The following is a 12,847-nucleotide window of genomic DNA, read 5'->3' on the forward strand; positions in this document are numbered from 1 at the left end:
GCGTGGCGATGACGATAACGAACAATCCGGTGCGGCCGGAACCGCAGGCGGTCAAGGGCGCGATCGACGCGCTGGCAGCGCGATTCGGCAACCGGCTGGTCACCTCGCAGGCGGTGCGCGAGCAGCACGGCCATACCACCACGTGGCTGCCGACGCAGCCGCCGGACGCTGTGGTGATGGCGCAGGAAACCGCCGACATCCAGGACGTGGTGCGGATCTGCGCAAAGCATCGCGTGCCCGTGATCGCCTTCGGCACCGGCACCTCGCTGGAGGGGCAGGTCAACGCGCCGGCCGGCGGCATCTGCATCGACCTGCGCGACATGAACCGCATCCTCGAAGTGCATGCCGAGGATCTGGATTGCGTGATCCAGCCCGGCGTCACCCGCAAGGCGCTCAACGAGCATCTGCGCGACCAGGGATTGTTCTTCCCGATCGATCCCGGCGCTGATGCCTCGCTCGGCGGCATGACCTCGACGCGCGCGTCCGGCACCAATGCGGTGCGCTACGGCACCATGCGCGACAATGTGCTGGCGCTCAAAGTGGTGCGCGGCGATGGCGAGATCATCACGACAGGCACCCGCGCGAAAAAGTCTTCCGCCGGATACGACCTGACGCATCTGTTCGTCGGTGCCGAGGGCACGCTCGGCATCATCTCCGAGCTTACCATCAAGCTGCGCGGCATTCCCGACACGATCGCGGCCGCGGCCTGCTCGTTCGAGACCGTGCGCGGCGCCTGCCAGGCCACTATTCTGGCGATCCAGACCGGCATTCCCGTCGCGCGCATCGAGCTGCTCAACGCGGCGCAAGTCAAATGCTGCAACTCCTATTCAAAACTGTCGCTGCCGGAAACGCCGCTGCTGCTGCTGGAATTCCACGGCAGCCAGGCCGAGGTCGCCGAGCAGTCCAAAAATTTCGGCGAGATCGCCAAGGAATGCGGCGGCGGCGATTTCACCTGGACCACCAAGCCGGAAGACCGCACAAAACTCTGGCAGGCGCGGCACGATGCCTATTGGTCGGTGAAGGCGTTGCGTCCCGGCGCCGGTGTGGTCGCTACCGACGTGTGCGTGCCGATCTCGCGGCTGGCCGATTGCGTCGCCGAGACGGAAGAGGATCTGAAGCGCCTCAATTTGCTCTCGCCGATCGTCGGCCATGTCGGCGACGGCAATTTCCATTGCTCATTGATCTGCGACGTCGACGACGCGGACGAGATGGCGCGCGGCGAGGAATTCATGCATCGCCTGGTCGAGCGCGCGCAGGCGATGGACGGCACCTGCACCGGTGAGCACGGCATCGGCCAGGGCAAGCAGAAATACCTCAAGGCCGAGCTCGGCCCGGAGGCGATCGACGCCATGCGCGCGCTGAAGGCGGCGCTCGACCCGCAGAACATTTTCAATCCCGGCAAGATCGTGCCGGCGGCGTAGCATCCCGCCGTCCTCGCTCCGCCCACATCGCGTGGAACTTTTGCCCTCTTTCTGCGTCATCACTCCCGCTGCAATGTGAGCGGCGTGACCGCAGGGAGGGTGCCATGGTTCGGCGCGCGTTGGGAATTGCGGTTCTTGCTCTCCTGGTGGCGCTGGCTGGTGATGCCATTGCCAAGGGCGGCGGAGGCCGCGGCGGCGGTCACGGCCACGGCGGCGGACATGGCCACGGTTTTCACCGCGGACACGGCGGCGGTCATCACTTTGGCGGACATCGCGGACATCGCGGCGGATTTGCGCGCCACTCGGTCGGACGCGCTCACTTCGGACGCGCGCATTTCGGCGGCCCGCGCTTTGCGGCACGTCACCAGAATTTTGGCCAGATGCGCCACGCCGCGCTCGCGCCGAGGCAGGCTCGCCATGCGATGAATTTGCTGTCCCGTCCCGGCGCTCTGCGCAATGGCAGGATCCTGAGCAATCCGGCGGCGCGCACGCAGATCGCAGCCGCCGCTGCGCTCGCCGGCTGGCATGGCGGCGCGATCGGCAATGGCTGGTGGCGCCACGGCAATGGCGGATATGGCTGGGTCGGCCCGCTGTTCTGGCCGTTCGCCTACAACGACATTTATGACTATGCCATCTGGGACGACGGCATCGGCTTCTGGGGCTATGGCTACGGCGACATCTATGCCGGAATCTTCCCGCCCTACGGTTATGACGATCTCGCGGGCTATTTCCCGCAGCGGAAGTGGGATCGCCGGCGTGGCCGGCCGGTGGCGATCGGCCAGATGTGCGGCAACGACAGCCGTACGGTTGCCGGGATGCCGGTCGATCAGATCGCAGATGCGGTCCAGCCCACCGAGCCGCAGCTCGCCGCGCTTTCCGAACTCGGTCAGGCCTCGCTCACGGCCGCGCAAAACATCCGCATTGCCTGTCCGTCCCAGGCGATGCTGACCGCGCCGGGAAGGCTTGCGCTCATGCAGCAGCGGGTCGAGGCGATGATCTCGGCGACGGCTCTGATCCAGCCGCGTCTCGAGAGATTCTACGGCCTGCTCGATGACGAGCAGAAGGCGCGGCTCAACGGGCTCGCCGAAAGCCAGCGCAAGGCATCGTCGGCGCCCGGCGATGCCGGATCGGTGACGCAAAGCTGTAGCGCGCCCGGACCCGCAGCCCTGCAATGGCCGACCAGCGAGATCGAGGCCAGGATTCATCCGAACGACACCCAGAAGGCCACGTTACAGGTGCTACAGGACACCAGCGCTCGCGCCTCCGAGGCATTGCAGGCGGCGTGCCAGGCGGCCGGCCAGACGCTCACCCCGCCCGCGCGCATGGCCGCCGCCGCAAAACGGCTCGATGCCATGTTGCAGGCGGTCAAGCAGGTGCGCGCCGCGCTCGAGGATTTTTACGCAACGCTGAGCGACGAGCAGCGGGCGGCATTCGAGGCGATCGGGCCGGCACGGCCGGCATAGCGAGGTGGTGCAGGAATCTGCTGTCCTGCCGGTTCACAATTTGGATCGGCGCCGTTTATGCTTGCAGCAATTTTGGGGCAGGGCGTATGTGGCGTTTCAGCAAGGGCAAGCCCAGGGAAGTCTGGGACGAACCGATCGGGGAGGCGATCGGCGATATCGAGGCGGCCAAGAAGATCCGCGTCATCTGCCGTGCGGCCACCGACAGCGCGCACCGGGTCGCAGATGCCGCGGGCCGCGATGGCAAGACGATCAAGCACGACATCGAGCGCTACGAGCGCGCCGCCAGGGCGGCGATGGAAATCGCCATCAAAGTCTCCGACGAGCTGATGCGCGATGCGGCGGTTCGCCAGATCATCGAGCTGTGCATGACCGCGAACGATGAGAAGACGGCGCGGCCGCTGCTGCGCGCGATCCGGACCGGTTCGATCCGGGAAGATGTGCTGAAAAACCATCCCTCGCTGAAGGAATGATGCGACCGGATCATGGTTCGGTTCAGGCCAGCGCGCGGATAGCCTGGTCGACGCTGCGATAGACCCGTTCTCTCGGCAGGACATCGTAAAGCCGAAACCGCTCGAATGCTTCCTGCGCTCGCGTCGATTCGAGCCGGGCCACCGCGACGGTGACGCCGGCGGCGTCGATTTCCCTGAAGAGATCGAGCAGGACTTGCGCGGCCGTAAAGTCGATTTCCAGAATGCCGCTGGCTTCCAGCACCAGCAGCTTTGGCTTTGTCGTTGCATGCTTGAGCAGTTGCTGCACATCGGTGCGAAAATTCTCGGCATTGAGGAAGGTCAGCGGCGCCTGTAGTCCGACCACCGCGATGCGGGGATCCTGCTCGCCGGCCGTCTGCCCGCCGGCGGGCCACCAGATGGTGGTGCCGGACACATGCTCGAACGGCACCAGCCTCGCCCGCGTGTTGCTCCAGATGCCGTGCAGCAGCGACAGCGCGATGCCGACGGCGACGCCCTGTTCGATCGGCAGCACAATGATCCCGGCGGCGGTGGCGACGATCAGCCAGAATTCGAGGATCGATTGCCGGAACACCGTCACGATCTGCCCGAAGCGGATGATCCGGATCGCCACGAACAGCAGCACGCCGCCAAGCGCCGCATCGGGAACATGGCGCAGCAGCGTGGCGCCGAACGCCAGCAGCGCCAGCACGATCGCGGCCGCGATCAGGCTCGATAGCTGCGTGCGTCCACCGGTCTCGGACACGATGCCGGTCCGCGGCGGGCTGGCATCGACTGGAAACGCGCCGAACAGGCCGGCCAGCACGTTACCGGCACCGGCGCCGAGAAAATCGCGGTCGACATCGGCAGGCTTTTCGGGATCGGAGGGAAACGACCGCGTCGTCGCCGCGGTTTGCACCATCACCACGATGGCGATCAGCAGCGCCAGCGGCACCAGCTTGGCCCAGCGCTCCGGCGCGATATCGGGAAATGTCGGCGTCGGCAGCGACGCCGGGACGGCGCCGATCACATGGACGCCCTTGCTTTCGAGATTGACGGAAATCACGGCCAACGTGGCAACCACCAGCCCGATCAGCGCACCTGGAATTTTGGCACTGATCATCTCCGAAGCCGCCACCACCGCCAGTACGCCGAGCCCGATGCCGATGGTGTAGGGATTCGCCTCGCCAAGATGCCGCGCGAGCGTTGCAAGGCGATCGAGCATCGGTCCGCCCGGCGCAGGCAGCCCGAGCACGCCGGGCAGTTGCGACACCAGGATGTGCACGGAAATGCCGGCGAGAAAGCCGACGGTCACCGGCGTCGACAGCAGGTTGGCGATCCAGCCCAGGCGCAACAGGCTGCTCGCAATCAGGATCACGCCGACCATCAGCGACAGCGCCAACGCGAGCGCCTGATAGTCCGCCGAGCCGCTAGCTGCCATCAACAGCAGGCCGCCGGCAAAGATCGGCGTGATGGTAGAGTCGGCGCCGCAGGACAGAAAGCGGTTGGCGCCGAACATCGCAAAGCCGACCGAGCCCGCGATGAAGGCGAAAAATCCGATCTGCGGCGAGAAACCGCCGAGCCGTGCGGTCGCCATCTGCTCGGGAATGGCGATCGCGGCGAGCGTCAGGCCCGCGATCAAATCGCCGGGCAGATAGCTCAGACGAAAGGAACTTAGCGAACCAAAGATTGGCCACTGGCTTTCCGGCCTTGCTTGTGCCATCGGTTCAATCGCTCCCGCTATTGTTTTGTTGAAAATATCCCAGCATCGGCAGAAAAATCCAGCGATGTGCCGGGCAGCCTTATTTCGCCGGCGTGGCCGTGATCGCCTTGCGGATAGCGGCGAGCGGTGCGCTGTCATCGAATTCGAGCGCCTCGCCGCGCAGGCGCAAGCCGAGATCGCGCCACAGATCGTCGAGATTGGGTGTGACGGGCTTGTCACCCATCTCGCGGTGCAGGCGCGTCATCACGTCGAGCCCGACTGCCTTGTCGGCAGTGGTAAGCACGCGCTCAATCGGCCAGTTCTTCTCATGGTTGCCGCCGACTGCGATCACACCGCGCATCGCGTCCTGTAGGCCAAGCCGGTTGCCGGTCAATTTGTGAATTTCAACATCAGCCAACAGGCAGAACATCGCGCCACCCCAATAGCGGCGGCCCCAGGTCGGCGTATTGTCGAGACCCTGATCGCCCGCTTCCGGCAGACCCTTGGGCATATCGCGCGTCATCGCCTGCCAGATATCGCGCGCCGCCATGTCGCCCGCCTGCACCCGCGCGATCGGCTCGATATAGACCGCAAGTCCCTCGGACAGCCAGCTGTAACGGTCCGGCATGTCGGGCAGCGCCAGATGCACCATTTCGTGCACCATCACCCAGTCGCGGCGTAAATCGTCCTCGCTGGCTTCGCGCCCGAGCAGCACGCGGATGGCGGCGCCGCGATAGCCCCAGGTGGTGCCGCCCCGCACGCGCCGGCCGCTCACCGGCACGATCAGCAGCTTTAGCTCGGCGACCGGGAAGCGGCCGTAATAGGTCGAGACGGCTCTCGCCGAAATCCTGATCCAGTCCAAAATTTTTTCCTGCGGCAAGGCGAGGTCGCCGGGCGCAAACCCGGCATGGATCACGCCGCCGGGCACCTCGATGTCGATCTTTTGCAGCCGTTCGAACGCGTCATAGGGCATGCGGTCGCCGCGCATGAAGTCGGATTGCGCGCCGGCAGGGATGGAAAGCGCACTTGCCAGCGCCGATGCGGAGATCGCCGCAAGCGCGGCCCGGCGAGTGATCGCGCTGCTTTTCATGGCAAGGCGCTTCGGGTCGGTTGAGTTGCCGCCGGTTCCGCGAGGATGCCGATCGGCACTTCGTCCCATGTCATGTGCTCGACGAAGCGATCGTGGCTGCGCATGGCCGACTCCTGCACATAGCGTTTTCAAGCGAAGTGGAGACCGGTTCGCGTGAAGAAAACGCGTCAAGGAAAACATAGAACCCGGTTCGGAAGAGCCGGGTTCTATTTGATGGCGGCGCCCGTCAAAAGCCCGGCCGAAATCCAGCCGTGCAGATAGCCGGCGCCGCGTGCCGCCGCGCCATCGGCATCGTCATAGGTCGCGAGCATGGTGCAGAGCACGCCAAAGGGAACGCCGCCAGCGGCCTCGTCCCACATCATCGCTTCTTCCGCGGAGAGCTCGCGGAACATCGGCGTGTTGTCCTGGCGCCAGGCCAAAACACGCGAAGGCTCCTCCAGCGCGACCGCGTCCGGCAGCGTTTCGTCGTTCTTCAGCGCCATCCAGATCGCGGACGCGTTGGTGGAGAGGTCGAGACGCGTGGCGGTCGGATGCGGCGTGAAACGAAGATCGTTCCAAACTTCGGGCGCGAAGGCAGCCATATCGGTCAGCGCCAACACGGCGCCATCCTTGCCATCAAAAGCGTCGTTGAGCGCCTTTTCCAGCGCGGCGAGATCGGACAGTACGGGATGATCGCTGTACGGCGTGGTCGACTTCAGAAATGTCGGCAAGTTTTGCGAGAACCAGCGCAGGTTCGGATGCTCGGACGGATATGCCCTGACATAGGCATGCCCCATCTCGTCGAACATCTCGTCGCCGAGATAGGCATGCAGCAATTCGTGATCGTTGCGAACAGCATCGACCAGCCGCGAGCCGTAGGCGTAGCGGTAGACGCCATACAGCGTCTCGCGCTTCTCCCTGGGACCGTCGAGGATTTCCGCCAGCACCTCATCGTCGCCGCCCAAAATGCCGCGCTGGAAATCGGCCTGCTGGCGCGCAAGGTCGCTCATGCTGCGGGCTGGTCAGCCAGCACTTGTTCCGCTATTTCGCGGGTGCGGTTGACCTCGACGAGCAGTTCATCGAGCGGCGGGATATTGTCGTCGCGCTCGATCATGGTCGAAACCCGGCCAAAACGTCTTAGCGCTGCAACATAGAGATCCCAGACGTCCTCGCAGACGGGATGATCGTGGGTGTCGATGATATGCGTGCCCATGTGGCTGTGGCCGGCCATGTGGAATTGCACGACGCGATCGGCCGGAATGCCATTGAGGAAGGTGTGCGGGTCGTAGCCGTGATTGAAGGCGCTGACATAGACGTTGTTGACGTCGAACAGCAGCCAGCATCCGGAACGGCGCGAGAGCTCCGACAAAAACTCCCATTCCGTCATCTCGGAATTGCTGAACTGCACATAGGTCGAGACGTTTTCCAGCACGATGGCGCGGCCGAGAAAATCCTGCACCAGTTGCACGCGGCTGACGACATGGTCGAGCGCTTCGCCAGTGTAGGGGATCGGCAACAGGTCATGCAGGTTCTTGCCGTGCACGCCGGTCCAGCACAGATGGTCGGACACCCATTGCGGCTCGACGCGGCGGGCCAGATCCTTCAGCGCTTGCAGGTAATCGAAATTCGGCGACGCGGTGGAAGCGATGGAAAGCGATACGCCGTGCATCACCACCGGATAACACTCGCGAATCCGGTCGAGCACGCGCAGCGGCTGGCCGCCCGGCAGCATGTAGTTCTCGCTGATGACCTCGAACCAGTCGATCGGCGGATTGCCGCCGAGGATTTCGTCATAATGCTGATGGCGAAGCCCGAGGCCGAAGCCGAGGAACGGTGGCTTGGCCGTGCGCGCAGTACGGTCTGCAAGCGCCGCTGACATATGTGGCAATCTGCTTGCGACGTTCATGGGCTCGCTCGCGCCGTGCTTGATCCAAAACTATCACGGAAGAGGGGCCCGGAACACCGGGCCCCGGTCCGAACGCAGACGATCAAGACGGCGTGAACTTGCCCTTGGCCGCGTCGCACTTTTCCTTGGTCATGGCCGAAAAGCCCTGGCCCTTGCACGCGTTCAGGCCCTTGCATGCGTTCGCGGTGCCCTTGCAGGCGCTCTGGCCCTTGCATGCGTTGGCGCCCATGCATTTGCCTTCGCCGGCGGCGTAGGCCACGTTGGAAACCGTAGCGCCGGCTAGGAACAACGTGGCGGCAGCGGCGGCGATGGCGGCACCGGACTTGGTCGTCACCTTCATGATCGTCTCCTCCATAAAGAGTACCATAAGGTGCACCGCATGCGGCCATGAGAGCCTGCAAACTGCACCCGGCGAAAGCTACGTATAGGATTGGACTTGGTTACACGGCAAACCGGATTTTTTATTGGCTGCGTTCAGCAGCAGCCGGTCGAGGGAGGCCGCGCCGGGGCCGGCGATGGCGAGCCACAGGAAGCTGGCGAAATAGGTCGCCTCCTCGAAGCCGAGCAGGGTCTCCAGCGAATCCACGACCTCCCACTTTGCCGATTTGATCGCGACCAGCATGGTGAAAGCTAGCATTGCGGCGGGGATGCGGGTGAACAGGCCGAGGATCAGCATGATCCCGCCAAAGAACTCAACGCCCGAAACAAAAGGCGTCATGATCTTCGGGAAGAGGATGCCCCACTCGACAAAATTCTGGGTGATCTGGGGCAGGTTGTTGAGCTTGCCCCAGCCGCTGAGCATGAAGACGTAACCGACGATCAGGCGCATGGTCAGCGGGCCTGCCCAGGAAAAATAGGAGGCGATCCGGGCGGGCAGCAGGATCAGCAGATTGACGATGAAAGTCATGGATAACCCCCTCCAAATATTGTCAGCGGTGCGCAGCCGCCGCCGGTCAGGCGAACAAGATGCGGACCGGGGTCAAGCCGGTTCCGGGAGGAGTTTCGGAGGAACTGACCCGCTTGTTACGGGGATCTTGGCGGATTTCTCGCGCTAACCGAAATTTTGCAGCGCGGGAAAAGTCTCCAGCAGCCAGATGCTGACGCCGGTGACGGCACCGGTCAGAAATCCGATGCCGGTGATCACCATCAATACGCCCATCGCCCGCTCGACATTGTGGAGATGGTGCTTCATGCGTGCAAACAGCGAGGAGAACTGTTTGACCGCAACGGCGGCCAGCAGGAAGGGAATGCCGAGCCCTGCGGAATAGATCGCCAGCAGCATCGCGCCCTTGGTGACGGTGGCCTCGGCCGCGGCCACGGAAAGGATTGCCGCCAGGATCGGGCCGATACAGGGCGTCCAGCCGAACGCAAAGGCTAGCCCCATCACATAGGCGCCCCACAGCCCGACCGGTTTCGGTGCCGTCAGCCGTCCCTCGCGCATCAACAGGCCGATCCGCGTCAGCCCCAGGAAATGCAGGCCCATGACGATGATGACGATGCCGGCAACGATCGATAGCTGCGCCGACCAGGCGCGGATCAGGCCGCCGATAATGGACGCGCTGGCCCCGAGCGCCACGAACACGGTGGAAAAGCCGAGCACGAACATCAGCGCCGCGCCCATCACCGCCCGCTTGGAGGCCTTCACATCCTGGTCGTTGGCGACATGCTCGACGGTGGCGCCGGTCAGGTAGACCAGATAGGGCGGCACCAGCGGCAGCACGCAGGGCGACAAGAAGCTTATGAGCCCTGCGAGGGCGGCTGCCGGAATCGAAACGTCGTGCATCAGAAAACCCTGGAGGATATCAGTCGTATCCTATTGGCTTGTACGAAGGAAACATTCCAGAAGTTTTGCCGCGGTACAGGTCACAGAACTGTGTGGACCGGCGGGTCCGGCGTAACGCAGCGCAACGTGAGCCGTATTGCGCGGTAGCGAATTCGCAGCCACAAGGGTGAAATGCGTATCGGAATCCGCAGCGCTATCTCGGGCCTCGTGCTGATGTCGATCATCGTCAGCGCGGTCGGCGTGAATTTGCTGTGGTGGCGCACCGCCACGCAGGTCAGCCAGACCCTGGCCGACACCATCAACGACCAGATCGTTTCCGCGGTCGGCGATCAATTGCAATCGATCACGACGGAGGCGCGCTCCGCCTCGATCGCGGTACGCGCGCTGCTCACCGAAAAGGTGCTCGACGTCGACGATGCGAAGCGGCGCAAGTTCGTATTCCTGTCGCAACTACAGGCCCAGCCCACCATTTCCTGGGTCGCGTTCGGAAAGCCGGACGGCACCTTCTATGGCGCGCACAAGCTCGGCGATGCCGGCGTCGAAACGCTCGAGATCGGCGCGGACCGCAAGCTCAAGGTCGAGCAATACGACTATGTCGACGGCGACATCAAGCTCAGGGGGAGCCGCGTCGAGGACACGAAATATCTGGTCACCGAACAGGAGTGGTACAGCGGTTCGGATCTCTGGTCGACGCTGACGCTGCATCCGACCGGCGAACGGCCCGCGGCGGCGTTTGCCGTGCCGATCGATATCGACGGCGAGCGGGCAGGCGTGCTCGCGGTCATCATCGAGCTCACGCGGGTATCGAACTTCCTGTCGCAGCTCACGGTCGGAAAATCGGCCGGCGCCTTCATCCTCGACCGCGATGGTTCTGCGATCGCGGCGCCCGACGCCAACGCCGACGAGCTCACGCCGTTGAAAACCGACCAGCCGTTGTTTCCGGTCGCGGTCGACGCGATCCGCCAGGCAGGCAGCGCGTATGACGCGAACGGCGCCCAGCCGTTCAGCACAGGGGTTATCCGGGACGGCAAGGCCTACAAGACGGTGTTGACGCCGATCTCGTTCCCGGGCTGGTCGCTGGTGACGGTCGTGCCGGAATCGGAATTTTTAGGGCCGGTGCAGGAGACGATCCGGAAACTGCTGATGGGCCTTGCGGTGCTGATCGTGTTCGCCGGCCTGCTATCGGCATGGCTAGCGCAACGGCTGATCGCGGCGCCGCTGATCAAGGTGGTGGGCGAGATAAGGCATGTCGAGCGCTTCGATCTCGACAAGGTGCAGCGTCATCCATCGCGGCTGACCGAGATTGAAAACCTGTCCGGCGCGATCGGCGACATGGCCCAGGGGCTCGCCGCGTTCCGAAAATACATTCCGGCGGATCTGGTGCGGCGGCTGGTCAGCGACGGCAACGGCGCGCGGCTCGGCGGCGCGGTGCGGCCGATGAGCGTGATGTTCATCGATCTCGCCGGCTTCACCGGCATGTCGGAGCGGCTGGGTGAGGGGATCATTCCGCTGCTGTCGCGCTATTTCGATTCGGTCTCCGCGCAGATCCAGCAGCATAACGGCACCATCGACAAATTTATCGGCGATGCCGTGATGGCCTTTTGGGGCGCGCCCGCGCCCAATCCCGATCATGCCGTCGATTGCTGCCGCGCCGCGCTCGCCTGCCAGCGCGCGGTCGAGGCGGCCGACCTGCTCGGCGACGATGGTCAGCCGGTGAAAATCCGCATCGGCATCAATTCCGGCGACATGCTGGTCGGCAATATCGGGTCGGAAGTGCGGCTGAACTACACCGTGATCGGCGATGCCGTGAATATCGCGAGCCGGCTCGAAGGCAGCAACAAGGTCTACGGGTCCACCATCATCATCGGCCCGGAGACGCGTCGCCTTGCGGGGGATCTCATCATCGTGCGCGAACTCGATCGGCTCGCGGTCTATGGCCGCGCCGGCGGCTTGCAGATTTACGAGTTGCTCTGCATGGCAGGTGAGGCAAGTGACTGCGAGGCCTGGGTCGCGGTTTATGAAGCCGGCCTCGCCTCGTGGCGGGCGCGGGAGTTCGCGCGCGCGATCGGCGATTTCGAGAAGGCGGCGGCGATGCGACCGTCCGATGCCGCTTCCGCCCTCATGATCGAGCGTTGCAAGCAGCAGCTTGAAAATCCGGCCGGTGAAGACTGGGACGGGACGACCATCGCGCGCACGAAGTAGCGACAGGTAAGCGGGCTTCAGGTCCTGCCCACGCGCAGGTCGCTGCCGACCGGCATCAATTCATACGGCGGCACAAAACCCTTCATCGCCGCGAGGCGGCTGCGCCAGGCATGGATCGCCGGATATTCGCTGGCGATATCGAATCCGGTCTCTTCCGGCGGATAGAACACGTAGCCCGCCAGCGAGAAGTCGGCGATGGTCGGGCGCTCGCCAAGCATGAAGGGACGGCTGGCGAGATGCTTGTCCACGATCGCGAACGAGCTTTCCGCGCGGCTGCGCATGAAGGCCAGCACCGCCGGATGCGGTGGCGGCGTCGTGAACGACTTCTGGAAACGGTGGATGGCGTGATTGTTGGTGAATTTGTGGTTGTCGAACAGGATCCAGCGCAGCGCCTCCTGCCGTTCGTCGGCGTCGCGCGGCGCGAAATGACCGGTGGTCTCCGCCAGCCACATCAGGATCGCGCCTGATTGCGACATCCGCTTGCCGTCGACTTCCAGCACGGGCACTTCACCCATCGCATTGACGTCGGCGCGCCAGTCAGCGTCGCGCTGCACGCCGCCGGCAAAGTCGATGCCGACAGGCATCCAGTCGAGGCCTGCACAATTCAGATAAAGCGCGACCTTGAAGGAATTTCCGGAAGCGCCGATGCAGTAGAGTTTGTAACGAGCCATGCTGATATCCCTCCGCACCTGTAGCCTGCCCGATGCCGTCGCGGCGTCAACAGGCTCATCGCGCTGGCGGCAACTGGCAGCAGGCAAAAGTCTGCTGCCCTTGCATGGGTATTCCGTTTCGCCTTACTGTCATCGGCGTGGCTGCGTTGCGCAGGCGGCCCAAGAAAAATGTCTGCCGGGGAGC

At 64.1% G+C, this 12,847-nt stretch carries 13 protein-coding genes; 4 read left to right on the forward strand and 9 right to left on the reverse strand.

Translation table 11 applies throughout. From position 1 onward, the window contains the following. The first annotated feature begins 2 nt into the window (after positions 1-2). A complete protein-coding gene (locus tag JQ628_RS27615; RefSeq protein WP_212227603.1) occupies positions 3-1,421 on the forward strand; it encodes an FAD-binding oxidoreductase in 1,419 nt (472 codons plus the stop codon). A 59-nt stretch (positions 1,422-1,480) separates the two neighbouring features. Here the strand turns inward: JQ628_RS27615 and JQ628_RS34630 are convergent, their stop codons facing one another. Next, positions 1,481-1,840 (reverse strand): hypothetical protein, encoded by a 360-nt coding sequence (locus JQ628_RS34630; RefSeq protein WP_249128514.1) that lies wholly within the window; start codon positions 1,838-1,840, stop codon positions 1,481-1,483. A 3-nt stretch (positions 1,841-1,843) separates the two neighbouring features. Between JQ628_RS34630 and JQ628_RS27620 the strand changes: the two genes are divergently transcribed. Then, positions 1,844-2,884 carry a Spy/CpxP family protein refolding chaperone gene (locus tag JQ628_RS27620; protein ID WP_249128516.1) on the forward strand — a complete coding sequence of 347 codons (1,041 nt, stop codon included), beginning with the start codon at positions 1,844-1,846 and terminating at the stop codon, positions 2,882-2,884. A gap of 86 nt (positions 2,885-2,970) precedes the next feature. After that, complete coding sequence (locus tag JQ628_RS27625; protein ID WP_212227607.1) at positions 2,971-3,354, forward strand: hypothetical protein; 384 nt, start codon at positions 2,971-2,973, stop codon at positions 3,352-3,354. Positions 3,355-3,376: 22 nt separating this feature from the next. On the opposite strand, the gene JQ628_RS27630 is transcribed toward JQ628_RS27625, so the two are convergent. The 7 genes from JQ628_RS27630 to JQ628_RS27660 form a co-directional block, all read right to left on the reverse strand. Further along, the gene (locus JQ628_RS27630; protein WP_212227609.1) at positions 3,377-5,053 is read right to left on the reverse strand and encodes a SulP family inorganic anion transporter; all 1,677 of its coding nucleotides are present in this window, start codon (positions 5,051-5,053) and stop codon (positions 3,377-3,379) included. Between the two features lie 79 nt (positions 5,054-5,132). After that, positions 5,133-6,122, reverse strand: a complete 990-nt coding sequence (locus tag JQ628_RS27635) for a hypothetical protein (protein ID WP_249128518.1) — start codon at positions 6,120-6,122, stop codon at positions 5,133-5,135. A 206-nt stretch (positions 6,123-6,328) separates the two neighbouring features. Further along, positions 6,329-7,111 (reverse strand): HvfC/BufC N-terminal domain-containing protein, encoded by a 783-nt coding sequence (locus tag JQ628_RS27640; protein WP_212227611.1) that lies wholly within the window; start codon positions 7,109-7,111, stop codon positions 6,329-6,331. Next, the gene (gene bufB, locus JQ628_RS27645; RefSeq protein WP_212227823.1) at positions 7,108-7,980 is read right to left on the reverse strand and encodes an MNIO family bufferin maturase; all 873 of its coding nucleotides are present in this window, start codon (positions 7,978-7,980) and stop codon (positions 7,108-7,110) included. Before bufB ends, JQ628_RS27640 begins: the two co-directional genes overlap by 4 nt. Before the next feature lie 109 nt (positions 7,981-8,089). Continuing rightward, complete coding sequence (gene bufA2, locus JQ628_RS27650) at positions 8,090-8,347, reverse strand: BufA2 family periplasmic bufferin-type metallophore (protein ID WP_212227613.1); 258 nt, start codon at positions 8,345-8,347, stop codon at positions 8,090-8,092. 78 nt (positions 8,348-8,425) lie between these two features. Further along, complete coding sequence (locus tag JQ628_RS27655) at positions 8,426-8,914, reverse strand: DoxX family protein (protein WP_212227615.1); 489 nt, start codon at positions 8,912-8,914, stop codon at positions 8,426-8,428. A gap of 144 nt (positions 8,915-9,058) precedes the next feature. Further along, positions 9,059-9,790, reverse strand: coding sequence for a cytochrome c biogenesis CcdA family protein (locus JQ628_RS27660; protein ID WP_212227617.1), 732 nt, complete (start codon positions 9,788-9,790; stop codon positions 9,059-9,061). 171 nt (positions 9,791-9,961) lie between these two features. Here JQ628_RS27660 and JQ628_RS27665 point away from each other — a divergent pair, with 171 nt between their 5' ends. Continuing rightward, positions 9,962-11,992: an adenylate/guanylate cyclase domain-containing protein gene (locus JQ628_RS27665; RefSeq protein WP_212227619.1), complete on the forward strand. Its 2,031-nt coding sequence runs from the start codon at positions 9,962-9,964 to the stop codon at positions 11,990-11,992. 17 nt (positions 11,993-12,009) lie between these two features. Here JQ628_RS27665 and JQ628_RS27670 read toward each other — a convergent pair whose 3' ends face one another. Continuing rightward, the gene (locus tag JQ628_RS27670; protein WP_212227621.1) at positions 12,010-12,663 is read right to left on the reverse strand and encodes a glutathione S-transferase family protein; all 654 of its coding nucleotides are present in this window, start codon (positions 12,661-12,663) and stop codon (positions 12,010-12,012) included. Between the last annotated feature and the right edge of the window lie 184 nt (positions 12,664-12,847).

Origin of the sequence: Bradyrhizobium lablabi, from assembly GCF_018129385.1 — a bacterium.
Classification (GTDB): domain Bacteria; phylum Pseudomonadota; class Alphaproteobacteria; order Rhizobiales; family Xanthobacteraceae; genus Bradyrhizobium; species Bradyrhizobium lablabi_C.